The sequence below is a fragment of the Enterovibrio nigricans DSM 22720 genome (assembly GCF_900167155.1).
GTDB lineage: Bacteria > Pseudomonadota > Gammaproteobacteria > Enterobacterales > Vibrionaceae > Enterovibrio > Enterovibrio nigricans.
In genome coordinates this window covers 45,366-68,972 of record NZ_FUXU01000009.1, presented here as the reverse complement: position 1 = coordinate 68,972, position 23,607 = coordinate 45,366, and the positions used below count along the sequence as shown (strand labels likewise).

The window sequence follows — 23,607 nt, the reverse complement described above, 5'->3', positions numbered from 1 at the left end:
TCTTACTTAGCACTACGGCCAGCGCGCTTACGATCGTTTTCAGTCAGCAGTTTCTTACGAATACGGATGCTTTCTGGTGTTACTTCTACCAGTTCGTCGTCATCGATGAATTCCAGAGCTTGCTCAAGAGTGTACTTGATTGCTGGGCTCAGAACCTGCGCTTCATCCGTACCAGATGCACGAACGTTGGTCAGCTGCTTACCTTTCAGACAGTTAACTGTCAGGTCGTTAGAACGGTTATGAATACCGATTACTTGACCTTCGTACACTTCATCAGCGTGCTCAGTAAACAGACGGCCACGCTCTTGTAGGTTGAACAGCGCGTAAGTCAGAGCTTTACCTGTCGCGTTTGAAATCAGTACGCCGTTCTTACGCTGGCCGATAACGCCAGGTTTCATTGGGCCGTAATGATCAAACGTGTGGTAAATCAAACCAGAACCAGACGTTAGCGTCAGGAACTCAGTTTGGAAACCAATCAAACCACGAGAAGGCATCATGAAGTCCATGCGTACGCGGCCTTTGCCGTCAGTCGCCATGTTAGTCAGTTCGCCTTTACGCAAACCGATTTTCTCCATTACGCCGCCTTGGTTTTCTTCCAATACGTCGATAGTTACAGTTTCAAACGGCTCTTGCTTTTCACCGTCAACGTCTTTGATGATTACTTCTGGGCGAGATACCGCCAGTTCGAAACCTTCGCGACGCATGTTTTCGATCAGGATTGACAGGTGAAGTTCACCACGGCCTGATACGCGGAAACGATCCGGGTCACCCGTCTCTTCAACGCGCAGAGCAACGTTGTGAACCAACTCTTTCTGCAGACGCTCAAGGATGTTACGTGACGTAACGAATTTACCTTCTTTACCTGCGAACGGAGAGGTGTTCACCTGGAAAGTCATGGTAACGGTAGGCTCATCAACAGACAGCGCTGGCAGAGCTTCAACGGCGTTTACGTCACAGATGGTGTCAGAGATTTTCAGCTCACCAAGACCTGTGATTGCAACGATGTCACCCGCGTTAGCTTGTTCAACATCGTGGCGCTCAAGACCCAAGTAACCCAATACTGAGCCTACTTTACCGTTACGGGTTTTACCGTCAGCACCGACAACAGTCACTTGTTGGTTTGGCTTCACAGAACCACGCGTTACACGGCCTACACCGATAACGCCAACGTATGAGCTGTAGTCCAGCTGAGAAATTTGCATTTGCAGCGAACCAGAAGCGTCAACTTGTGGTGCAGACACGTTGTCTACAACCGCTTGGAACAGTGGTTCCATGTTTTCGCCAGTTTCGCCTTCTTCCAAGGTAGCCCAACCGTTAAGTGCTGATGCGTAAACCACTCGGAAGTCCAACTGCTCGTCGGTCGCACCCAGGTTGTCAAACAGGTCAAATACCTGATCCATAACCCAGTCAGGACGCGCGCCAGGGCGGTCGATTTTGTTGATAACAACGATTGGCTTCAGACCATGAGCAAACGCTTTCTGCGTTACAAAACGCGTTTGTGGCATTGGGCCGTCAACCGCATCAACGATCAGCAGAACTGAGTCAACCATCGACATGATACGCTCAACTTCACCACCGAAATCGGCGTGTCCTGGGGTATCTACGATGTTGATACGGTAGTCATTCCAGTTGATAGCGGTGTTCTTCGCCAGAATGGTAATGCCACGCTCTTTCTCGATGTCGTTCGAGTCCATGACGCGTTCTTCGTGCTCGCCACGGGTTTCCAAGGTGCCAGACTGCTGAAGCAGTTTATCAACCAAGGTAGTTTTTCCGTGGTCAACGTGCGCGATGATCGCGATGTTTCTTAGTTTATCTATCTGTAAGGTAGACATGGGTTCTCTTTCACTCAAAAAAGATGTGCCGTCAAAGGCCGCATCAAATAACAAGATGGGGCACTCACCGCCACTTGATTAAAAAAACGGCCGTAATTTAACAGATTTTTACTCAAAACCCACGAACTATGTGACCTATGATCGATTTATATTCGCTTAGCCTTATCAATGACACACTCACAGACTTTTAAAAACGGGCATGACACCCCCCATTCTTTCTCGTCCGCGGGTGATTTTTGCGCCACATGAAGGCAAAACATAGGACTCCGATCGAGATCACAGCTCAAGCAACACATCTCAAAACTCGGACATCATTGATTGACATCGACTAATAACCGCTGCTGAATGGTTCCGATAAGGACGCAATCCTTCCTTGCACCAGGATGGTGCGGACGCGCACCAAAAGTGATCACAATTATGCACTCTTGTGGCACTAAGTCGCCTAAACACAGGCATTTACGGGAACTATAAACTTGGCACGGTTTTCGCTTTAGGGAGTTCAGACCAATTTTGGTGGGGCGCACCTAAGCCACACCGCCATTTTAGAGAACAATGACACCGGAGGTTTATTCACATGTCAGTAGAAAACGTACTCGCTTTAATCCAAGAGCACGAAGTAAAATTTGTTGACCTGCGCTTCACCGATACCAAAGGTAAAGAGCAGCACATCTCAATCCCTGCGCACCAAATCGACGCAGACTTCTTTGAAGATGGTAAAATGTTCGATGGCTCTTCTGTAGCGGGCTGGAAAGGCATTAACGAATCAGACATGGTAATGATGCCTGACGCATCTACCGCGGTACTTGACCCGTTCACTGAAGACAGCACACTAAACGTCCGCTGTGACATCCTTGAGCCTGCAACGATGCAAGGCTATGATCGCGACCCTCGCTCAATCGCGAAGCGTGCTGAAGACTACATGCGTGCTACGGGCATTGCAGACACCGTTCTTGTTGGTCCAGAGCCAGAGTTCTTCCTGTTTGATGACGTGAAGTTCAACACTGACATGTCAGGTTCTTTCTACAAAATCGATGATGTAGAAGCGAGCTGGAACAGCGGTTCTTCTTTCGAAGGTGGCAACAAAGGTCACCGTCCAGGCGTTAAAGGCGGTTACTTCCCAGTTGCGCCAGTTGATTCATCACAAGATATCCGCTCAGCAATGTGTCTGGTCATGGAAGAAATGGGTCTGGTTGTTGAAGCACACCACCACGAAGTAGCGACTGCAGGTCAGAACGAAATCGCAACGCGTTTCAATACCTTGACGTCAAAAGCAGACGAAATCCAAATCTACAAGTACGTTGTTCATAACGTTGCTCACGCATTCGGTAAGACAGCGACTTTCATGCCTAAACCACTGGTTGGCGACAACGGTTCTGGTATGCACGTTCACCAATCACTGGCGAAAGATGGTCAAAACCTGTTCGCGGGTGACAAGTACGGCGGCCTGTCTGAAACTGCACTTTTCTATATTGGCGGTATCATCAAGCACGCACGTGCAATCAACGCATTTGCTAACCCATCAACCAACTCGTACAAGCGCCTTGTACCTGGCTTTGAAGCACCAGTTATGCTGGCTTACTCAGCGCGTAACCGTTCTGCTTCTATCCGTATCCCTGTGGTACCAAGCCCGAAAGCGCGTCGTATTGAAGCACGCTTCCCAGATCCAGCAGCAAACCCATACTTGGCGTTTGCATCACTGCTGATGGCTGGTCTTGACGGTATTAAGAACAAGATCCACCCTGGCGATGCGATGGACAAAGATTTGTACGACCTGCCAGCTGAAGAAGCAGCAGAGATTCCAAAAGTTGCAGAGTCACTGGAAGTGGCATTGAAAGCACTGGATGACGATCGCGAGTTCCTGACAGCCGGTGGCGTATTCTCTGATGATTTCATCGATTCTTATATCGCCCTGAAATCTCAAGACGTAGAGAAAGTGAACATGACCACTCACCCACTGGAATTCGAACTGTACTACTCAGTGTAATTCCTCCCGGGTTGCTCGGAAATCAAAGGGCTCGCTCACAAGCGGGCCTTTTTTTTATTGTGATGAAAAGCGTTAGGCGCAAAATATCCTTTTTCTCAAAGGACTTACTCATGCGTATCGTTGGTGCTTTGCTTCTTATCAGTGCTGTGTCTTTCCCCGTGCTCGCCGATTCTTATTATCGCTGGGTTGATGAGCATGGCGTCGTACACTTTAGTGACTCACCACCGGAGGCCAGCATTGAATTAAACATTGAACTGAAAGCCATTCCACTCAACACTCATCCCGACATCGCGGCACCAATGACACCAGAAGCGCCGCCAGTTCCACCTCAGCCTCCTGCACCATTGGCGAGCGATATCCTGCTACTTTCGCCGCTGAATGAAGATACCATCCGTAACAGTGAAGGAAACATTACGCTCTCGCTGTCGACTGATCTCCCCCTCGGTGAACAACAATCTGTTCGTGCCGTGGTGGACGGCAAACCACTGAAATCACAAAAAGATTTATCTATACAGTTGAACAACGTCGATCGTGGCGAACACAGTATCAAAGTCCAGCTATTACAAGGTGGCAAGGTAATTGCTTCATCTGATTCAGCGACTGTGTTTGTGCACCGAACGATTCACCGGAAAGCTCCACCAAAAGCAACACCTAAGCCATTGTAATCCTTCCGACTCCATCTATAGTCGGTTTTGTTGCAAAAAAGGACATTCCACGCTGCACAAACACGGACTATCGGGTAAACTTGATTGCACCAATATGGTGCAGCCAATTAGGAAGGTAATGTGGCCTCGCTTATCGAAACAGTAATGGACAACTTGATCACGGCTGTCGTGGTTCTCGATGAGAATTTTGTCGTGACTTATGCAAACCCTGCAGCTGAACAAATGTTTTGCCTGAGTGCTCGTCGTCTACGCGAACAACCGTTATCAAACATCATTCAGCATTGCTCCATTGATTTGGTGCACGTGCAGGAAACGCTCGCATCCGGTCAGGGATTAACCGACAGCGATGTCACTCTAGTAATTGATGGCAATCAACGAAAAGTCGAGTTGAGTGCAAGTCCTTTGCAATGGGAACACAGCACCTCCATGCTGATTGAACTCAAAGCCGTTGGTCACCAACAGCAGATAAGCAAAGAGCTTCAACAGCAAGCACAACAGCAAGCAGCGAAAGAACTCGTGCGAGGCCTTGCGCACGAGATAAAAAATCCACTTGGCGGCCTTCGCGGCGCGGCGCAATTGCTCGAAAAAATGCTGCCAGACCCAAGTCTTACGGAGTACACCCGGATTATCATTGAACAAGCTGACCGACTAAGAAACTTGGTCGATCGCCTCCTCGGGCCACAGCGTCCAGGCAGTACTCAACAGGAAAATATTCACGTCGTTCTGGAAAAAGTACGGCAACTGGTTGAACTCAGTGCCAGTGATGTGCGCATAACGCGAGATTACGACCCTAGTCTGCCTGATTTGGAAATGGATCCTGATCAACTTGAACAAGCACTGCTGAATGTTGTGAGTAATGCTGCGGAAATTTTAAACAACACACCAGAAGGCGAAATTTCACTGCGCACACGCACCGAACATCAGGTGGTAATACACGGCAAGCGGCATCGCTTAGCTGCGCGCATTGATATTACGGACAATGGTCCAGGTATCAGCCCTGATATTCAAGACACCTTATTTTATCCCATGGTATCTGGCCGGCCCGGAGGTACGGGGCTTGGTTTATCCATCACGCGGAACCTTATTGATCAACATAAGGGAAAGATTTACGTGAACAGTTGGCCTGGGCATACCACTTTTACCATCTTGCTACCGATCAAACGTTAAGGGGACATCATGAGCAAAGGACTTATCTGGGTTGTCGATGACGACAGCTCCATCCGCTGGGTATTAGAACGCACTCTAAATGCCGCGGATTTGGCCTGTGAGACCTTTGCCGATGCAGACAGCGTGTTAGAAGGGCTCAACCGAGAAGTCCCGGATGTGCTCGTCTCAGACATCCGTATGCCGGGAACCGACGGCTTCACCCTGCTCAATCGTTTACAGAAAGAATACCCTACCCTGCCCGTCATCATCATGACTGCACATTCAGATCTTGATGCCGCAGTCAGTGCGTATCAAAAAGGGGCCTTTGAGTACCTGCCAAAGCCATTTGATATCGATGAAGCCGTCGCTTTGGTGGAACGTGCTGTTTCGCACAGCCAAGAGCAAAAACGCAAACGCGCGCCGAAAGAACATAAAGAAGACGTCCCTGAAATCATCGGCGAAGCCCCATCAATGCAGGAAGTGTTTCGCGCCATCGGTCGCTTATCTCGCTCGTCGATCTCGGTGCTCATAAACGGCGAATCGGGCACAGGTAAAGAGTTGGTGGCGCATGCCCTCCACCGACATAGTCCACGCTCAAGCAACGCGTTCATCGCCCTTAACATGGCGGCAATCCCGAAAGATTTGATTGAATCAGAGTTGTTTGGTCATGAGAAAGGGGCATTTACCGGAGCGAACAGCGTCCGCCAAGGTCGCTTTGAACAGGCAAACGGCGGCACTCTCTTTCTTGATGAAATTGGCGATATGCCGCTGGATATCCAAACTCGCCTACTGCGCGTGCTGTCCGACGGACAATTTTATCGTGTGGGAGGCCATCAAGCGATTAAGGTGGATGTGCGCATCATTGCCGCTACACACCAGAATTTGGAAAAACTGGCTGCAGAAGGCAGTTTTCGTGAAGATTTATTTCACCGCTTAAACGTTATCCGTGTGCATTTACCGCCGCTGCGAGAGCGTCGACAGGACATTGGTCAATTGGCGAAGCATTTCTTAAAACGCGCGTCCGACGAACTCGATATCGAAGTCAAATCCCTGCACCCCACCACACTTGAGCTGATTTCATCGCTGCCGTGGCCAGGCAATGTTCGCCAACTGGAGAACATCTGTCGGTGGCTCACCGTGATGGCCAGCGGAAAGGAAATCTTACCTGAAGACTTGCCACCCGAACTGATGCAGCCAGAGGCCGCGGGCAGCATCAGTGGAGAGGGAGACAGCTGGCAAATGGCACTCTCCAAATGGGCGAAAAGCTCACTGGTGAATGGCGACGACAATTTGCTGCGTGAAGCCTTGCCTGAGTTTGAGCGCATACTACTTCGAGAAGCACTCAGCCACACACGCGGCCACAAACAAGAGGCGGCAAAATTGCTGGGCTGGGGACGAAACACGCTCACGCGCAAACTTAAAGAATTGCAAATGCCCTGATGCAATTGTGCTTTAGCTCAAAATATCAACACATTCAGTAAACAATATTCCTAATTCCGCCCTTTTGGACGGATTGTCCCTTAAGCTGTACTGACGATCTTGTTCATAGCCTTTATAATTGCGAAAAGTAAATATAAGGATAATTTCATGATCGCTACCCACCTTCCATTGACGGATCTGCACCGTCACCTCGATGGCAACATTCGCATTAACACCATTCTGGAACTAGGTCAGAAATTTGGTATGCCTTTACCTGCTAATAGCATCGAAGCACTTCGACCTCATGTTCAGGTGATGTCGAATGAGCCAGATCTGGTTGGCTTTCTGTCAAAGCTGGATTGGGGTGTAGCCGTGTTGGGCGATCTGGATGCGGTACGTCGCGTCGCGTACGAAAACGTAGAAGATGCACTGAATGCGCGAATTGATTACGCAGAACTGCGTTTCTCTCCTTACTACATGGCAATGAAACACAACTTGCCAGTACAGGGCGTGGTAGAAGCAATTATTGATGGTGTGGCATCAGGCAGTCGCGATTTCGGTGTCAAAACCAACCTGATTGGTATCATGAGCCGCACTTTCGGTGTGGATGCCTGTATGCAAGAGTTGAATGCACTCGTCGCTCTGAAACAACACCTGGTTGCGATCGATTTGGCCGGTGATGAACTGGGTCAACCAGGTCACCAATTTAATGACCACTTTGCCAAAGTACGTAAAGCTAATCTGAATGTTACGGTTCACGCAGGCGAAGCGGCAGGCGCGGAAAGTATGTGGCAAGCCATCAACGAACTTGGCGCAACCCGCATCGGCCACGGCGTGAAAGCCATCGAAGATCCTACGCTGATGGACTATCTGGCGAAACACCATATCGGTATTGAATCTTGCCTTACCTCAAACGTACAAACCAGCACAGTTGCATCACTGGAGAGCCACCCTGTTAAGCAGTTTTTAGATCACGGCATTCTCGCAACGCTAAACACTGACGATCCTGCCGTTTCCGGTATTGAACTTCCTAATGAGTACGAAGTGGCGGCACCGAATGCTGGCCTAACACAAGCGCAAATCACCCAGCTTCAAGAAAATGGTTTAGAGATAGCCTTTCTGTCTGACAGTGAAAAAGCAACGTTGAGAGCGAAAGCGCAGGCACGTCGCTAAACATATCCCAAATGTATACAACAACACCGGCAATGCTGCCGTTTTTTGACTAACGCCGTATGAGACGCTTTATGTTCGACGCAATGCTGACTGCGAATGAAATTGTTGCTGCGGGTCCAGGTCAACTGGCCGCGGCAGCCCTTGCTGTGGTGCTGGCGGTAATCAGTATCGGCAGTGTGTAAGCGAGCATTCGCTAACCTGCACAAAAAAAGCCGCTTCATGCGGCTTTTTTTGTTTTTCGATGTACGAAAGAATCAGATCACGCGAGAGAACTGCTGCTGGCGGGCACGATCTCGCAGATAGGTGTCAAAGCACATGCAGATGTTGCGAATCAACAATCGGCCTTTCAACGTGACAGCTATGGTATCCGTATCAACAGTCACCAATTCATCATCAATAAAGCACTTGAGGAGCCCCAGGTCTTCGGCAAAGTAACTGTCGAAATCCACATTGAATTCACGCTCAATCGTACGCTTGTCTAGCGCGAAGTTACAAATCAACGACTTGATCACTTCACGACGCAGCAAATCATCGGCATCCAACATCACACCTTTCCACAAAGCATGACGCTGCTCATCAACCTGTTGATAGTACTTTTTCAGCTCTTTTTGATTTTGCGCGTAGCAATCGCCAATCATAGAGATCGCCGACACACCCATGCCGAGTAAGTCACAATCACCTTGCGTGGTATAACCTTGGAAGTTACGGTGAAGAATGCCCTCACGCTGCGCGACAGCAAGCTCATCATCCGGCAACGCAAAGTGATCCATACCAATAAACTGATAACCCGCGCCTGTCAGCGTCGAGATGGTTTGCTCTAGCATTGCCAATTTTTCGCGCGGTGATGGTAGCTTGTCTTCTTTGATCTTACGCTGCGCGGCAAAAAGCTGCGGCAGGTGCGCGTAATTAAACACGGACAAGCGACCAGGCTTCATCGTCAGCACTTGTTCTAGGGTTTTCGCAAATGTCTCAACATTCTGGTGCGGCAAGCCATAAATCAAATCCAGATTGGTTGAGCGAAAGCCTAGATCTTTAGCGCGCGCCACCATGGCTTTAATAAAGTCTTCATCTTGTTCACGGTTAACCGCTTTCTGAACCGCTTTATCAAAGTCCTGTACCCCAATGCTCAGACGGTTAAAGCCTTCCGCACGCAGGTGGTCTAGCACATCCAACTCCACTTCACGTGGATCGACCTCAATGCTGATCTCTGCGTCATCAGACAGGCGAAACTCCTGACGAAGTAAAGACATGAGACGTGATATTTGTGCTTTTGTCAGGAAGGTCGGTGTACCTCCCCCCCAATGCAATTGGGTGACATTACGTTCGCGAAGCAAGTAAGCACGTTGGCGAATTTCGAGTTCCAACGCATCCAGATATTCATCCGCTTTGTGAGCATGGCGGGTTACGACTTTATTGCAGCCGCAGTAATAGCAAAGGGTATGGCAGAATGGGATGTGTACGTAGAGCGATAAATTACGCTCTGGATACTGGGTACACGCCATGTCAAATTCAGCCGCAGTGAACACTTCGTGAAATTCCAGTGCGGTAGGGTAAGACGTGTAACGAGGACCTGAGTAGTTATACTTCTCAATCAGTGTCTGGTCCCAAATAATTTGCTGCTTAGACATCTATGTTCCCGCCAAAAATAAACAACCGGAGAGGTAATCCACCCAAGCTAAAATGCTCAGCTGTATTTTTACACACTCTCCGGTCGCGGATGAATCTTTCTCGGGCTTCGCCCGGTAAATCTGTTGAGCTGATCGTACTGTTCAGCTGACAAGTGTTCTCACTGGGGTCATTTTGGCACCCGTGAATGCCAAAATTTCCTCCAGTTCAGTATGAATAGCTTGCTGAAGGCGAGACTCTGCTTTCATGCGGCTCATGTCGTGGCGCATACGTTCCTTTTTGGGAATGTCTTTGCGCGCATCGCCGCGTGGCATGTCTTTCACCACATCATACAATTCATACAGTGCGGGAAAACGCGTAGGGAATTCGACGCGCTTCTCTCCTTGCAGGTGATCCATGATCATGTAGAGACGAATCGCAGCTTCCGACAAGTCGCATTGCTCTTGCAACGTCGCCATCGCAATCACATCCACACTTTCAATGATTTTCAGGTTACGCTGTTTGATGGCTTCATTCATGGCCGCTTGCTGCGTTTTGGTTTGTTGGCGTAATTTCGCTAACAACCAGCCTGCATACACCGCCAAGCTAAGAATGATTACGCCACCAAGCGCAACAACACCTAAAGGAAGAGTCTCCAACACTTACTCCTGATCAAATTTGATGTTTTCAAACTCAGCCAGCAAATCATCATCGCCACGGCGTTTTGACTTCACCGGCTTATCTTCTTCTGGCTCTTCGTCATCGAAGATACCCAGTTGCTTCATCAGTACTTCAATACGATCCAGTTTCTCATCCACATAAGACTGCAGGCCCGCCCCCAGACTTTCACCGTTTTCAATACGATCAAGCAGTACATTTAATTGTGCATCGTTTTCCAGCATCTCCAGCTCTTGCGCTGCACTCAATTTACGTGCTTTCTTCGCTGCTGCTGATTTTGGATGTGGCTTTGCTTCAACAACCAGTTGAATGGGCTTCTTGCTGCCAAGGCGCGGGTCACGTTGTTGCTGTGCTAAACGCGCTTGTTCTTCTTTACCACCAGAATGACGAGAGCCAGCTTTCAAACCTTTGCGGCGATTTTTACGCTTACGCGCAAGTGATGCAACATCTTCGCGGCTCAGTGACTTATCAGCATATTGCGCTGGCCCTTCAGAGCCAACTTTGCGGGCTTTTCTCTTGCGGGTCATTCGTTTCTCTTCCTTAGTAAAATTACGTCGTTACCAACAAAGTCCACGTCAAGACCATCACGGTCCGCTAAGTAGCTAAACGTTTCGCGACTAAAGAAGCTCACGTGGGTTGGGTCGTTTTTGTAATGCCAGCTTTTAAAAGCGTCAGCATCGATCACAAGCTTGGTCATAATAGCCAACCATCCTCCGGACTTTACCAAACTTAACAACAGTCTCCATTCCTTGTGAGGCATATAAAAATGTTCAATGGCTTCAGTGCAAGTGACAAAGTCGTATGTCCTTTCCAATGCGATTGCATTGGGCGCGAAATAGGGATCATACACCATCATGTTGTGACCCGCCTCCGTCAGTATTGCTGCTAACGCAGGGCCTGGGCCACACCCAAAGTCCAATCCTTGATAAGCACCATTACCGAGCTTGTGCATCAGCGGGGTTGCCAAACGCCCAAGAAAAGCGCGATAGCCTTCATCTTCAACAATATTTTCATGTTGATCGTAAACGGCTTTTTCTTCTTCTGGCGGTAACAAGCACTCTGGGTCGGCAAAGACCAAAAGGCATGTCTGACAACGGAAGTAGCGACGGCGCCTGTCCTGCTCAAAATCAGCAATGTGTGCAGACTGACAAAGCGGGCATTCAAGGATCATGGGGGGTTCTACACCAAATTGAATGGCGGAAATGTAACAGAAAGCTGAATAAGAAAAAAGCGACAGGCAAAGCCTGTCGCTCTATAGCGTTCCTAAGAACGGCAATTTACCGTTTTCATCCCTAACAGTAACACCACATCCCGGTGAACAAATTTCCTTTTGTAATAAGGCGTCCTGCCATTTTTATTTGAGTTATCTACTCACGACACCCTGTCTTCGTCACCATCCTGGTGTGTGTCCTTTCCTTCGTCCGAGAAGGTATCCATATGCGCGAATCCTTCGCACATTGTGTCATCCCGACAACAATCTGCCCTGATCACTGAGGCGTTCCACGCCAAAATCCGTTTGTATCCTTACCGCCGCCCTGCGATATCGTCCTGATTGTCCTTTTCCCTGTCGATGTCCTTGCCGACTTGAGTAAGTTTACGCATCTAATAAACATAAAACAGGCGATGCATCACAATTTAGACATGGCGATAATGCGTGTGTTTTTTATCTAACTGAAAGATAGAACAAAAAATAAAAACGACAAGTATTCAAGCAAATTTCTTGCGAAAGAATAGCGGTTCGCTCACAAACAGCATGGAAAAATAGGCAATTGAAACGAAAAAAGGCAGCTTAGCTGCCTTTTTATCTGGTTTTATCTATAACGACGTAGCTTAGTGTAAGCCACCAACATATTGAGAAATCGCTTCGATTTCTTTATCTGTCAGCTTTGATGCCACAATTTGCATCATGCCATTGAGATCATTATTCCGTACACCATCACGGAACATCACAAGCTGGGTTTGCACGTACTCTGCATGTTGACCAGAAATTTTAGGAAAACCAGAAAGCGCGGTCCCGTTACCACGCGGACCATGACAGGCGATGCATGCTGCGATGCCACGCTCTTTATTACCGGCGAGGTAAAGTTCTTCGCCCACGTCAATCGACGATTCAGGTGTCGTGCCCGGTTTGGCCGTTTGAGAAGAATAGAACGCCGCTAAGTCAGCCATATCCTGTTCAGAAAGAGGGGCAACCATACCCGCCATCACGGCATTGTAACGACCCTGCTCACCGCCAGTCTCCATGCCGAGTTTGAATTCTGTTAACTGCTTAAATAAATAATTTTCGTGCTGACCAGCTAACACGGGATTTGCAGCGATTAAACTGTTGCCGTCAGCACTGTGGCATGCGGCGCAAGTGGCTGATTTTGCTTTACCGGCTTCTGCATCTCCTTGCGCAAAGGCGGTAAAACTAGCGAATAAGCTGAGTAGTAGCGCTAATTTCTTCATGACATTCCGTTTATAATTATCAAGCTTCCAATACCACGGTGCTAACGACATCGTGATACAATCGTTGAGCAAAAACCGAGCACGGTCATTTTACACAATTTCACATAAAAGTAATCAGTCGACTACATAAAGTCGAGACGGAGTTAACAGTGAATCCTTCACTCAACTATCGCAAAACCCACTTTATCACCAGTGCACCCGACATCCGTGCGCTTCCGGCGGACACAGGCATAGAAGTTGCCTTTGCGGGTCGCTCTAATGCAGGTAAGTCTAGTTCAATCAATAGATTGTGCGACCACAAAAGTCTAGTTAAAACCAGTAAAACCCCTGGTCGTACGCAATTGATCAACCTGTTCAAAGTGGATGAGGGATGCCACATTGTTGACCTGCCAGGGTATGGCTTTGCACAAGTGCCGCTGGAATTGAAGAAAAAGTGGCAGAAGTCTTTAGGGGAATATCTACAAAAACGCCAACAATTGAAAGGGTTGGTGGTATTGATGGATATCCGTCACCCATTGAAAGAGCTGGATCAAGACTTAATCTTCTGGGCCGTGGATAGCAATCTGCCTGTCCTGGCGCTACTCACCAAATGTGACAAACTAAAAAGCGGTGCGCGTAAAGCGGAACTACAGAAAGTGCGTGAAGCAGCCAAAGATTTTGGCGGCGATGTTGAAGTAGAGCTTTATTCATCGCTAAAAGGCATTGGTGTCGACAAGCTTCGCAAGAAGTTGGATGGCTGGTATTTTCCCCCTCTCGAAGGCCTAATTGAAGAGTCAGTACAGGACAATGATGATAACGCTGAATCAGACGCGTAAATTGTCTCACGCCTAGGGTTTCTCCTGAGAAATAAAAACCCCACCTCATGGGTGGGGTAACGGGAGAGAAATAGGAGGTTTGTTTTAGTCGTTATACTCTGAGTGTCAGTGATCTTTCCCAACCCTGCAAGTTTGCCCCGTGGCTACACGCCTAATCTGTCTACGCTTCTCTTTATCCTTTTTCAATCCATTGAATTAACACACTGATCTTTTGTGTTTTTTCAAAAAAAACACAAACTTATTTTTTATCGATAAATATCAAGTTTGCTACATGTTCTTTCATGACGAAAGAGCTGGAATTGAGTTACAGAAAAGAATGGATAAAAAAAACCGATTTGAAGATTCAAATCGGTTTGAAACAACGTGTGGTCACCTGTTTAAAGTCAGTAACAGGCCACCGAAACACATCAAGAACAAGAAGCAGTGGTCATTATAACGTCACTGAATTCAATTTAAAGTAATTACTCTAATAAAAGATAACAAAATACAACTGAAGGTCATGATATGAATATAAGTATATGTATTTACGGAAATTAACTTAATATTGGAGAAGGACTTCAGGATTGAATTTGGCGCATAAAAAATGCCCCGGTCGACATTCGTCGACCGGGGCTGCTGAATCAGCTAAATCCAATAACGTGAAACAAAAGGTCTGAAAGATAGAACATCTTACCTCTGTACCCTACGTCATTTACTGTATATCAAATGGCCGATTAAGAAAACCCTTTACGTAATTTTTTTTCACATAATTATCCATTCTGTATTCTTTTGGTTAGCAGCAGACAATAAAAAAGCCTGTTTTCACAGGCTTTTTTTCGCTATAAAATTTAAGTGCTTATGTGATTTACATCCCGCTCAATAGTGCGGATTAATGCGCTTGGTCCCAATTTTCGCCACTCCCGGAGTCGGCAACCAGAGGAACTTCAAGTAAAGCAGCTGACTCCATCAGCTTACAAACCTGTTGCTCAACATCCGTCAGGTGTTCGGTATCTACTTCCAACACCAACTCATCGTGTACCTGCATGATCAACGCGACACGGCCTACTGGCTGTTGCTGTATCCATGCATCAACGAGAATCATTGCACGCTTAATAATATCCGCAGCCGTCCCCTGCATTGGGGCGTTAATCGCTGCACGCTCAGCGGCTTTTCGACGCATTCCATTACTGGACTTTATTTCTGGCAACTGCAGGCGACGTCCAAAGATGGTTTCGACATAACCTTGCTCTGATGCCTGAAGCCGCGTTGATTCCATATATTGTCGAACACCCGGATAACGTTCGAAATAACGCTCCATGTATTGCTGTGCTTCGCCACGAGGAATACCCAATTGCTTGGCCAAACCAAATGCACTCATGCCATAGATAAGGCCAAAGTTAATGGCTTTCGCACGACGACGCATTTCAGACGTGACATCTGTAATATCAATATTCATCACTTCTGCAGCAGTCGCACTGTGGATGTCTTTACCATGACGGAATGCATCAATTAACGCTTCATCACCTGACAAATGCGCCATGATACGCAATTCAATTTGCGAGTAGTCGACCGCCAGAATGGCTTTACCCGCAGGAGCGATAAATGCCTTGCGGATGCGGCGACCTTCTTCATTACGAATAGGAATGTTCTGCAAGTTTGGATCGGTAGATGACAAACGCCCTGTTGCCGTAACCGCTTGGTGATAAGAAGTATGAACTCGACCTGTCGCTGCTTTCACCATCTTTGGCAATTTGTCGGTATAGGTCGATTTCAGTTTCGCCAGTCCACGATATTCCAGAATGCGTTTAGGTAACGGGTAGTCTAGAGCCAACTCTTGCAGCACTTCTTCATTCGTCGACGGCGCGCCTGATGGCGTTTTTTTGATGACTGGCAAGCCCATCTTTTCGAACAAGATAGCTTGAAGCTGTTTAGGAGAGCTCAGGTTAAATTCTTCACCCGCCAATTCAAACGTTTCTTTCTCCAGTTCATCCAAACGCACTGCAATTTCTTTGGACTGTTTAGCCAACATATCGGCACTGATCAGTACCCCATGACGTTCCATGCGTGACAGCACGGGAACCAGTGGCATTTCATACTGTTCAAAGATGACTTTCAGCTTCTCATCAGCATTCAAGTGCGCCATCAGCACATTGTGCAGTCGCAAGGTCACATCTGCGTCTTCTGCAGCGTATGGCGAGGCCTGATCCATTTCGATTTGATTGAAAGTCAGCTGTTTCTTGCCTTTACCCGCGATTTCTTCAAAGCTGATGCATTTATGTTGAAGGTAACGCATCGCCAAGCTGTCCATATCATGCTTGCCAGCCACGCTGTTAAATACATACGATTCCAGCATGGTGTCATAAGCAATGCCTTTCATCGCAATGTCATAGCGTGCCAACACACTTGCATCATATTTCAGGTTTTGGCCCACTTTCAGTGCGCCCGCACTTTCCAGCCAAGGCTTCATTTCAGCCAGCACCCAATCACGATCCAGCTGCTTAGGTGCATCAAGATAATCGTGTGTTAGAGGGAGATATGCTGCTTCGCCCTCAGCCACTGCGAAGGAAATCCCGACGAGGTTTGCTTCCATGTAGTCGAGGCTGTCGGTTTCTGTATCAAACGCAACCACATCCGCCTTATCCAGCTTATCCATCCACGCACGGAAACTCTCTTCCGTCAGAATCGTGTCGTAAAGGCTGCAATCAATCGATGCCGCATCAAAAGTCATAGGCGCGTTGGTTGTCGCAGTGGATGAGGAGCCTGTCACTGCGCGCTCCGCAACGGCATCAACACCCGCGCTGCCACTTTGTGCTTCGGCCAGCCAGCGTTTGAAATTCAGTTCAGTAAACAGCGCGACTAATTTGTCGTTATCTGCACTACGGTTGATTAACTCTTCCGGGGTATAAGGCAGTTCACAATCTAATTTAATGGTTGCCAATTCATAAGAGAGGTACGCATTCTCTCTGTTGTCTTCCAGCTTTTTCGCCATGGTTTTAGAACCACGGAAACCCAAATCCGCAATTTTATCTAGGTTCTCAAACAGCGTACTCAAACCGCCAATGCCGGCGATCAGCGCAGTAGCCGTTTTCTCACCTACGCCCGGCACGCCAGGGATGTTATCCACTTTGTCGCCCATCAGCGCCAAATAGTCGATGATATGCTCTGGGCCAAAGCCGTATTTATCGTGCACGCCTTGTGGCGTCATGATGACATTCGTCATGGTGTTAATGAGTGTGACGTTCTCATCCACCAGCTGAGCCATGTCTTTATCGCCAGTACTGATAAGGATTGGCATGCCGGCTTGTGAGCCTTGCGTCGCTAATGTTCCAATAACATCATCAGCCTCAACGCCTTCGATCACCAACATGGGAAAGCCCATCGCTTCAATGATCTGATGCAATGGGGCGATCTGGCATCGTAAATCTTCAGGCATCGGTGGACGATTTGCCTTGTACTCCGCGTACATGTCATCACGAAATGTTTTGCCTTTCGCATCGAAAATCACAGCCACATTGGATTGTGGGTACTGCTTTACAAGGCTGCGCAGCATGTTAACTACGCCATAAACAGCACCTGTCGGTTCACCCTTTGGGCTGGTCAAGTTTGGAGATGCGTGATACGCGCGGTAAAGGTAAGAAGAGCCGTCGACAAGGATCAACGGGTTGTCAGATGTCGTCACCATAACGTTTTTAGCTAACCAGAAAATGATTGATGGCTAAGAATGCCATGACTCGCGAGAACTGTTAACCCACGATTGTGATATCTGTGTACGATATAAAGCTGCCTACTTTGCACATGACGGTGGTAAAGCGGTGAAAAAGAACAATTTCCTCTGTGAATATCATTCATCACCACAGTTTAAACCAATACCGTCTGTGGATAAGTTTGTTGGTATTTATTTTTAGGCTTTCAGATCCACGCTGTTTGCATTAAAAATTTAAAAATTTAATCGTTTATTTTTAAACACTTAAACATACCACTTTGATCATGATCAGGATCGTTTATAGATCATTGGCTGTGGAAAAAGAAATTCCCTCCCCCGTACGCGTTATTCAATAAATATCCCTAACTACTTTTTTTTGCATGCGATCTCACAAGGCATAAATTTCCGGTAACTTGGCGACTCTTTATGCATACTCTGTCTACTCGCCCAGCGACAATGTGAAATCTGCTCGTACTTAGAAACCGACGCACCGAGGACAAGATGATGAAAAAAGTGGCTGTAATTCTTTCAGGATGTGGTGTTTATGATGGCGCGGAAATTCATGAATCCGTGTTATCTCTTCTTGCGATAGAACAATCTGGCGCAACCTGGCATTGCTTTGCACCCGATGTGGCGCAGCATCACGTGATTAATCACCGTGCAGGCGAAGAATCAACCGAGACACGCAATGTGCTTGATGAAGCTGCGCGTATCGCGCGCGGCAATATTCAACCACTTGCAAATTTAAATCCGGCTGACTTTGATGCTCTGTTGTTACCCGGAGGTTTTGGCGTAGCAAAAAACTTGAGCGATTTTGCCGTAAGTGGCCCGAAGATGGCGGTGGAGGAGCAGGTTCTCAGCGCCTGTAAGGCATTCGCGAAAGCCGATAAACCCGCAGGCTATGTCTGTATTTCGCCGATTTTGATCCCTGCCGTTTATGGTCCGGGAGCAAAAGGCACCATTGGTTCTGATCCGGAAACCGCCGCCGCGTTTAATGCCATGGGCGGTGAACATATTGACTGTCCGGTGGATGACTTTGTCTTTGACCAAAGCCGACGCGTGCTGTCAACGCCTGCCTACATGTTGGCCTCGACCGTTAGTGAAGCGGCGTCTGGGATAAACAAGCTGGTCAAAAAATTGGTTGAATTGGCGTAGGGCAGAAAAGAAAAAAGCGACGCCTTTTGGGGGGCGTCGCCTGCATCAGTTGAAAACGTAACTTGCGTTAGCGTTTCATGCAAAAACATATACTGGAAGCAATGTGAGCAATGTCGTGTGTTCTGTAGCGAAGAAAGTGCGTATCGCTGCGGAACAATTAAACAATAATCATTCTCATTATCATCCGCAAGTAAATTTTCTGCCTTTTCTCTATTTTATGCGTCTGGCGTGATCTTCTTCACGAAATGGAGTCGATATTGATCCACTGAGTCTTTCTTCTCAAGGTGCTCAACTTGGTAATGATTGTTCAACAGCAAGCAGAGCATGCCAGCAAAACAATTCCTCGATTTAACGCGAAGTGTTCGATAACCATGTAGGGCGACCCATCGCTCCTGCGCGTGCAACAAACCTTGCGCGATTCCGCGACGACGACCCTGTTTAGTGACGCCACCCAACCAACTGTAAAAGCAATCGTCATCCAACTGATAACCAATTTTCACTCCGCACAGTTCACCATCCTGATCGGCAACCAGTACGAGAAAGGGTTTGTCACAAATTCGCTTTTTGAGTGTTTCAAGCGTTTCCTGACGGGCAAATTCATCTATCTGACCGAGCACGTTGATCGCTTCTTGCAGCGTGCCTTCTCGAATAATCATTAGGGGATTCCTTGTACCTAAGCGCCTGCACGCCTGTAACTCGATTATAGCGGTTCTCGTCGCGAAAGGACGGTAGATATATTCACTCATAAGCATAAAAAAAGCCGATCATACGATCGGCTTTTCTTCCCTCAATTTTTGTCTTATTGGCGCTAGACCAACTTAGTTTCCGCCGCTTGATTCACCTGAGTGATGCGGCTGACCAAATAGTTCAGCAACACACCATACATTGGCACAAATAAGCCAAGGCTGATCACCAGTTTGAACGCATAGTCCACCAACGCGATTTCCGTCCAGTTCGCCGCCATGAAAGCATCTGGGCTGTTGTAAAACGCGATAGCAAAAAACGCGGCCGTATCAATCGCATTACCGAACAGCGTTGAGCAGCTTGGTGCAACCCACCATTGCTTGGTTTGGCGCAGGCGATTAAACACGTGAATGTCGAGGATTTGACCGAGCAGATAAGCCATAAAGCTCGCCGCTGCGATACGGGCAACAAACAGGTTAAATTCCATGAGGTGGCCCAAGCCCTGATATTGTCCCTGGAAGAACAACACAGAGAGCACATAAGAAATCAGTAGCGATGGCACCATCACACTGAAAATGATCTTACGTGCCATGCCAGCACCGTAAATACGGACTGTCAGATCGGTCGCGAGGAAAATAAACGGAAAGGTAAACGCGCCCCATGTGGTGTGAAAACCAAAAATGGTGAAAGGCAGTTGTACCAGATAGTTGCTAGACGCAATGATAACGAGGTGGAAAACCACCAAAAAAGAGAGGGCTTTGCGCTGTTGCGCAGGCGTAAAAGTGCTCATTGTGAACCTTTTTGTCATTGGGGGCGAGGGAACCCAAATTACCAAATTGCCAGATTTAGTGGTCTGACACCTAAGAAGGTGGCGAATTATACAGCAATTTTAAAGGCAGACAACTGAGATTCAACGGTTCATCGCGAAAGGCGTTTTCTTAGCCAACCATGCAGAAAAGCTAACTCTTCTTTCCCTTCTGCATCCAGCATTTCCAGCCAGATACTGGCACTATAATGCTCACCCCGGAGCATAAAGCGCACACCTTCAAAATCAACAAGCCAAGAATGAAGATCTGCATCGATTTGCTTGTCGAAAACGCGCGCATCAATCATCTGGCAAAGCGCATCGAGATAGGCGTCTGTATTATCAAAGTCCAGCCCATCGGCAGCCAGTACAAGACGCCCTTCTTGCGCATCAAAGGAAGAAAGAGAAAAGAGTGCGTTATCCATAACTCGCGCGGTCTGATCCTAAAGTAATGTGATCTTCAATGACATCCAGGAAGACATCACCGTATTTTTCAAATTTACGCTGACCCACGCCATTTACCGCTAACATTTCGCCTTGCGAGGTCGGGATCATCTCAGCCATTTCAATCAAGGTCGCATCGTTAAATACCACGTACGGTGGAATGTCTTCCTCATCAGCAATGGCTTTGCGCAACTTACGCAGTTTGGCAAAGAGCTTCTTATCGTAATTGCGTTTACCCAGCTTGTCCGCTTTCGTGCGTGGCGACAAGCCAAGGCGCGGTACCGCCAACTCCAACGCAATTTCTCCCCGCAACACAGGACGCGCTTCTTCGGTCAGTTGTAAGACTGAGCTGCGGGCAATGTTTTGCACCAAGTAACCGCGGTGAATAAGTTGACGATAAATACTGACCCAGTACCCATGACTAAAATCTTTGCCGATACCATAGGTACTGATTTTGTCATGACCGTGATCTTTCACTCTTTGGTTTTGCATGCCACGCAGCACTTCAACGGTATAACCGACACCAAAACTCTGATTTACGCGATACACGTTAGACAAGGCTTTTTGCGACACTTCGGTACCATCGAACATGGTCGGCGGATCTAAACAGATATCACAGTTACCACAGGGTTGCTCGCGGTATTCACCAAAGTAATTCAGCAGCACCAAACGACGGCAAGTGATGGCTTCTGCGAATGCGCCCATCGCATTGAGCTTGTGGCTCTCTACCTGTTTTTGTGGCCCATCTGGTTTTTCCTCCAGACAGCGATGTAGCCAACCAATATCTGACGGGTCGTAAAACATCACCGCTTCTGCTGGCAAGCCATCACGTCCTGCGCGACCGGTTTCCTGATAGTAAGACTCGATATTACGCGGGATATCGTAATGCACCACAAAGCGGACATTGGGCTTGTTAATGCCCATACCAAACGCCACCGTCGCCACAACAATCTGAACGTCATCGCGCTGAAAGGCTTCTTGTACCCATGCACGTTGTTCATTCGTCATGCCCGCATGATACGCGGCCGCACGAATATTCTGATCACAAAGCTTCTCGGCGACCTGCTCCACACGTTTACGGCTGTTGCAGTAAATGATCCCGCTCTGACCGGTTTGCGATGTCAGAAACTGAGTGAGCTGTGCTTGCGGCTTGTGTTTTTCAATCAAGGTATACCGAATATTTGGGCGGTCAAAACTGCCCAAATAGACATGAGGAGATGTCAGTGACAAGCGCTGGCAGATATCTTGACGCGTGGTGTCATCAGCCGTTGCCGTCAGTGCCATCACAGGCACATTGAGGAAATGCTGCTTGAGGCTCCCCAGCTGAGCATACTCGGGACGGAAATCGTGCCCCCACTGGGAAATACAATGCGCTTCATCAACTGCAATCAAAGCCAGAGGGACTGACTGTAAGCGCTCTATAAACTCGCGCATCAATACCCGTTCTGGGGAAACGTAAAGCAGCTTCAGGCTCCCGTCTCGCAGAGATTGCCAGGTTTTCCCCTGCTCTTCGGCTGTCATTGATGAGTTGATACACGCCGCCGGTACACCATTGGCAAGGAGCTGGTCGACCTGATCTTTCATTAACGAGATCAATGGCGAGATCACTACCGTCACACCTTCAAGTACCAATGCGGGGATTTGATAACAAAGACTCTTCCCCCCACCTGTCGGCATGATCACGAGGCAATCTTTACCCGCAATCGCGGTATCAATGATTTCTTTCTGACCGTCCCTGTAGCTGTGATAGCCAAACACCGTCTGCAATACAGTCTGATCTTGTGTTTGTTCTTGTGATGAATCAGTGACGGTCATGGTGCCTCTCATGGTGTGGTAGCCGCTCATTCTAAACGCAGCGTGCTCAGGTTGAAAGCCAAAGCAAAGAGATGTCCATTTTCTCATCTATTTGTCAGTAAGGGGGTGTGCTTGGCGAGATAACCTCCATATACTGGCCAATGCAGCCAATACATTTACGTTAAGAGCGATTTTCCTACTTTCTTACTAGCAGGATTTCGACTCGTCACAATTTTTCGCTGCACATGACGCCAAATGGCGTTTTTTGCTCTTTAGACTACTGATGACAACGAGGCTTCGCAGTGAATGATGCGCAACAAACTCGCCGAGGCGTTCTACTCGCCCTTGGCGCGTATACCATGTGGGGCGTAGCTCCCATCTATTTCAAAGCCTTAACTGACGTGCCACCACTGGAAGTGTTGGTTCACCGTATTCTTTGGTCTTTTTTCTTTCTGGCTTTGATCCTTCGAATGAGCGGTGGTCTGTCGCGTGTCAGGTTGCTGCTAAAAGACAAAAAACGTCTGGGGTTGCTTACCATCACCGCGGTGGTGATAGCCGCCAACTGGCTAATATTCATCTGGGCGGTGAACAGCGGACATATGTTGGATGCCAGTCTTGGCTACTACATCAACCCACTCTTTAACGTTGTGCTCGGCATGGTGTTCTTAGGTGAGCGCTTTAGAAAACTCCAATGGCTTGCTGTTTCACTGGCATTTTTAGGGGTGGCAGTACAAGTGATCACATTCGGCTCTTTGCCTTGGGTTGCTCTCGTGCTCGCCACCAGCTTTGGCTGCTACGGCTTGCTGCGAAAGAAAATCAATGTTGATGCTGCTACTGGGCTTTTCATCGAAACGGCTGTGCTGTTACCCGCCGCGGTTATTTATCTGTTGTTTATCGCTGACAGCACGACATCCAACATGATGGAAAACAGCATGCCTCTGAACCTGTTGCTCATGGCTGCGGGCGTGGTAACCACTTTGCCGCTGCTTTGCTTTAACGGTGCAGCGACCAAGCTTCGCCTTTCCACGCTAGGCTTTTTTCAATACATCGGCCCGAGTTTGATGTTCATGCTGGCTGTTGGTCTATACAACGAGCCGCTCTCAGCAGATAAAGCCACCACCTTTGCCTTTATCTGGACAGCACTGGTGATTTTTACAATAGATGCGATCAGACAGCGTCAAAAAGCTCGACAGGAACACAAAGCATAAAGTATCAAGCGGCACACCCTGTGCCGCTTTTTTATGACTTCGCAATTTTCACTATCTCTCTGCCATAAAA

At 47.9% G+C, this 23,607-nt stretch carries 20 protein-coding genes; 8 read left to right on the top strand and 12 right to left on the bottom strand.

Features of this window, described 5'->3' with window-relative positions; all coding sequences use genetic code 11:
• Positions 1-2 precede the first annotated feature (2 nt).
• Entirely contained in the window at positions 3-1,832 is a 1,830-nt protein-coding gene (typA, locus tag B5D35_RS05590) for a translational GTPase TypA (RefSeq protein ID WP_078751608.1), read from the bottom strand.
• A 574-nt stretch (positions 1,833-2,406) separates the two neighbouring features.
• Here typA and glnA point away from each other — a divergent pair.
• From glnA to add, 5 genes are all read left to right on the top strand, one after another.
• Positions 2,407-3,816: a glutamate--ammonia ligase gene (gene glnA, locus B5D35_RS05585; protein WP_078751607.1), complete on the top strand. Its 1,410-nt coding sequence runs from the start codon at positions 2,407-2,409 to the stop codon at positions 3,814-3,816.
• Positions 3,817-3,926: 110 nt separating this feature from the next.
• Positions 3,927-4,481, top strand: coding sequence for a DUF4124 domain-containing protein (locus B5D35_RS05580; protein ID WP_078751606.1), 555 nt, complete (start codon positions 3,927-3,929; stop codon positions 4,479-4,481).
• Between the two features lie 120 nt (positions 4,482-4,601).
• Positions 4,602-5,648: a nitrogen regulation protein NR(II) gene (gene glnL, locus B5D35_RS05575; RefSeq protein WP_078751605.1), complete on the top strand. Its 1,047-nt coding sequence runs from the start codon at positions 4,602-4,604 to the stop codon at positions 5,646-5,648.
• 9 nt (positions 5,649-5,657) lie between these two features.
• Positions 5,658-7,067, top strand: a complete 1,410-nt coding sequence (glnG, locus tag B5D35_RS05570; protein WP_078751604.1) for a nitrogen regulation protein NR(I) — start codon at positions 5,658-5,660, stop codon at positions 7,065-7,067.
• 147 nt (positions 7,068-7,214) lie between these two features.
• Positions 7,215-8,219, top strand: coding sequence for an adenosine deaminase (add, locus tag B5D35_RS05565; RefSeq protein WP_078751603.1), 1,005 nt, complete (start codon positions 7,215-7,217; stop codon positions 8,217-8,219).
• Between the two features lie 254 nt (positions 8,220-8,473).
• On the opposite strand, the gene hemN is transcribed toward add, so the two are convergent.
• From hemN to B5D35_RS05540, 5 genes are all read right to left on the bottom strand, one after another.
• Positions 8,474-9,847, bottom strand: a complete 1,374-nt coding sequence (hemN, locus tag B5D35_RS05560) for an oxygen-independent coproporphyrinogen III oxidase (RefSeq protein ID WP_078751602.1) — start codon at positions 9,845-9,847, stop codon at positions 8,474-8,476.
• A gap of 141 nt (positions 9,848-9,988) precedes the next feature.
• Positions 9,989-10,486: a DUF2489 domain-containing protein gene (locus B5D35_RS05555; protein ID WP_078751601.1), complete on the bottom strand. Its 498-nt coding sequence runs from the start codon at positions 10,484-10,486 to the stop codon at positions 9,989-9,991.
• Positions 10,487-11,029, bottom strand: coding sequence for a Der GTPase-activating protein YihI (gene yihI / locus B5D35_RS05550; RefSeq protein ID WP_078751600.1), 543 nt, complete (start codon positions 11,027-11,029; stop codon positions 10,487-10,489).
• Positions 11,026-11,673, bottom strand: a complete 648-nt coding sequence (locus B5D35_RS05545) for a class I SAM-dependent methyltransferase (RefSeq protein WP_078751599.1) — start codon at positions 11,671-11,673, stop codon at positions 11,026-11,028. The genes yihI and B5D35_RS05545 overlap by 4 nt, the downstream gene beginning before the upstream one ends.
• 659 nt (positions 11,674-12,332) lie before the next feature.
• On the bottom strand, positions 12,333-12,950 hold the full coding sequence (locus tag B5D35_RS05540; protein WP_078751598.1) for a c-type cytochrome: 618 nt from the start codon (positions 12,948-12,950) through the stop codon (positions 12,333-12,335).
• A gap of 149 nt (positions 12,951-13,099) precedes the next feature.
• Between B5D35_RS05540 and yihA the strand changes: the two genes are divergently transcribed.
• A complete protein-coding gene (gene yihA, locus B5D35_RS05535; protein WP_078751597.1) occupies positions 13,100-13,765 on the top strand; it encodes a ribosome biogenesis GTP-binding protein YihA/YsxC in 666 nt (221 codons plus the stop codon).
• 620 nt (positions 13,766-14,385) lie between these two features.
• Here the strand turns inward: yihA and spfP are convergent.
• Together spfP and polA are read right to left on the bottom strand one after the other, a co-directional pair.
• Positions 14,386-14,433 carry a small protein SpfP gene (spfP, locus tag B5D35_RS25600; RefSeq protein ID WP_438356882.1) on the bottom strand — a complete coding sequence of 16 codons (48 nt, stop codon included), beginning with the start codon at positions 14,431-14,433 and terminating at the stop codon, positions 14,386-14,388.
• Positions 14,434-14,633: 200 nt separating this feature from the next.
• Positions 14,634-17,426 carry a DNA polymerase I gene (gene polA / locus B5D35_RS05530; RefSeq protein ID WP_078751596.1) on the bottom strand — a complete coding sequence of 931 codons (2,793 nt, stop codon included), beginning with the start codon at positions 17,424-17,426 and terminating at the stop codon, positions 14,634-14,636.
• Between the two features lie 525 nt (positions 17,427-17,951).
• Between polA and elbB the strand changes: the two genes are divergently transcribed.
• Positions 17,952-18,602 carry an isoprenoid biosynthesis glyoxalase ElbB gene (gene elbB, locus B5D35_RS05525; RefSeq protein WP_078751595.1) on the top strand — a complete coding sequence of 217 codons (651 nt, stop codon included), beginning with the start codon at positions 17,952-17,954 and terminating at the stop codon, positions 18,600-18,602.
• A gap of 215 nt (positions 18,603-18,817) precedes the next feature.
• Here the strand turns inward: elbB and B5D35_RS05520 are convergent, their stop codons facing one another.
• The 4 genes from B5D35_RS05520 to recQ all read right to left on the bottom strand — a co-directional run bounded on the left by B5D35_RS05520 (position 18,818) and on the right by recQ (position 22,350).
• Positions 18,818-19,258: a GNAT family N-acetyltransferase gene (locus B5D35_RS05520; RefSeq protein WP_078751594.1), complete on the bottom strand. Its 441-nt coding sequence runs from the start codon at positions 19,256-19,258 to the stop codon at positions 18,818-18,820.
• A 152-nt stretch (positions 19,259-19,410) separates the two neighbouring features.
• Positions 19,411-20,076: a 7-cyano-7-deazaguanine/7-aminomethyl-7-deazaguanine transporter gene (locus B5D35_RS05515; RefSeq protein ID WP_078751593.1), complete on the bottom strand. Its 666-nt coding sequence runs from the start codon at positions 20,074-20,076 to the stop codon at positions 19,411-19,413.
• Positions 20,077-20,204: 128 nt separating this feature from the next.
• Positions 20,205-20,516, bottom strand: a complete 312-nt coding sequence (locus B5D35_RS05510; protein WP_078751592.1) for a DUF3630 family protein — start codon at positions 20,514-20,516, stop codon at positions 20,205-20,207.
• Entirely contained in the window at positions 20,509-22,350 is a 1,842-nt protein-coding gene (gene recQ, locus B5D35_RS05505; RefSeq protein ID WP_139367725.1) for an ATP-dependent DNA helicase RecQ, read from the bottom strand. Before recQ ends, B5D35_RS05510 begins: the two co-directional genes overlap by 8 nt.
• Positions 22,351-22,631: 281 nt before the next feature.
• Between recQ and rarD the strand changes: the two genes are divergently transcribed.
• Positions 22,632-23,537, top strand: a complete 906-nt coding sequence (rarD, locus tag B5D35_RS05500) for an EamA family transporter RarD (RefSeq protein ID WP_078751591.1) — start codon at positions 22,632-22,634, stop codon at positions 23,535-23,537.
• Positions 23,538-23,607 lie beyond the last annotated feature (70 nt).

Excerpts from the sequence above, each read along its gene's own strand:
- typA (WP_078751608.1), bottom strand. The coding sequence starts at position 1,832 with ATGTCTACCTTACAGATAGATAAACTAAGAAACATCGCGATCATCGCG.
- glnA (WP_078751607.1), top strand. The coding sequence starts at position 2,407 with ATGTCAGTAGAAAACGTACTCGCTTTAATCCAAGAGCACGAAGTAAAA.
- B5D35_RS05580 (WP_078751606.1), top strand. The coding sequence starts at position 3,927 with ATGCGTATCGTTGGTGCTTTGCTTCTTATCAGTGCTGTGTCTTTCCCC.
- glnG (WP_078751604.1), top strand. The coding sequence starts at position 5,658 with ATGAGCAAAGGACTTATCTGGGTTGTCGATGACGACAGCTCCATCCGC.
- add (WP_078751603.1), top strand. The coding sequence starts at position 7,215 with ATGATCGCTACCCACCTTCCATTGACGGATCTGCACCGTCACCTCGAT.
- hemN (WP_078751602.1), bottom strand. The coding sequence starts at position 9,847 with ATGTCTAAGCAGCAAATTATTTGGGACCAGACACTGATTGAGAAGTAT.
- yihI (WP_078751600.1), bottom strand. The coding sequence starts at position 11,029 with ATGACCCGCAAGAGAAAAGCCCGCAAAGTTGGCTCTGAAGGGCCAGCG.
- B5D35_RS05545 (WP_078751599.1), bottom strand. The coding sequence starts at position 11,673 with ATGATCCTTGAATGCCCGCTTTGTCAGTCTGCACACATTGCTGATTTT.
- B5D35_RS05540 (WP_078751598.1), bottom strand. The coding sequence starts at position 12,950 with ATGAAGAAATTAGCGCTACTACTCAGCTTATTCGCTAGTTTTACCGCC.
- polA (WP_078751596.1), bottom strand. The coding sequence starts at position 17,426 with ATGGTGACGACATCTGACAACCCGTTGATCCTTGTCGACGGCTCTTCT.
- elbB (WP_078751595.1), top strand. The coding sequence starts at position 17,952 with ATGAAAAAAGTGGCTGTAATTCTTTCAGGATGTGGTGTTTATGATGGC.
- B5D35_RS05520 (WP_078751594.1), bottom strand. The coding sequence starts at position 19,258 with ATGATTATTCGAGAAGGCACGCTGCAAGAAGCGATCAACGTGCTCGGT.
- B5D35_RS05515 (WP_078751593.1), bottom strand. The coding sequence starts at position 20,076 with ATGAGCACTTTTACGCCTGCGCAACAGCGCAAAGCCCTCTCTTTTTTG.
- B5D35_RS05510 (WP_078751592.1), bottom strand. The coding sequence starts at position 20,516 with ATGGATAACGCACTCTTTTCTCTTTCTTCCTTTGATGCGCAAGAAGGG.
- recQ (WP_139367725.1), bottom strand. The coding sequence starts at position 22,350 with ATGACCGTCACTGATTCATCACAAGAACAAACACAAGATCAGACTGTA.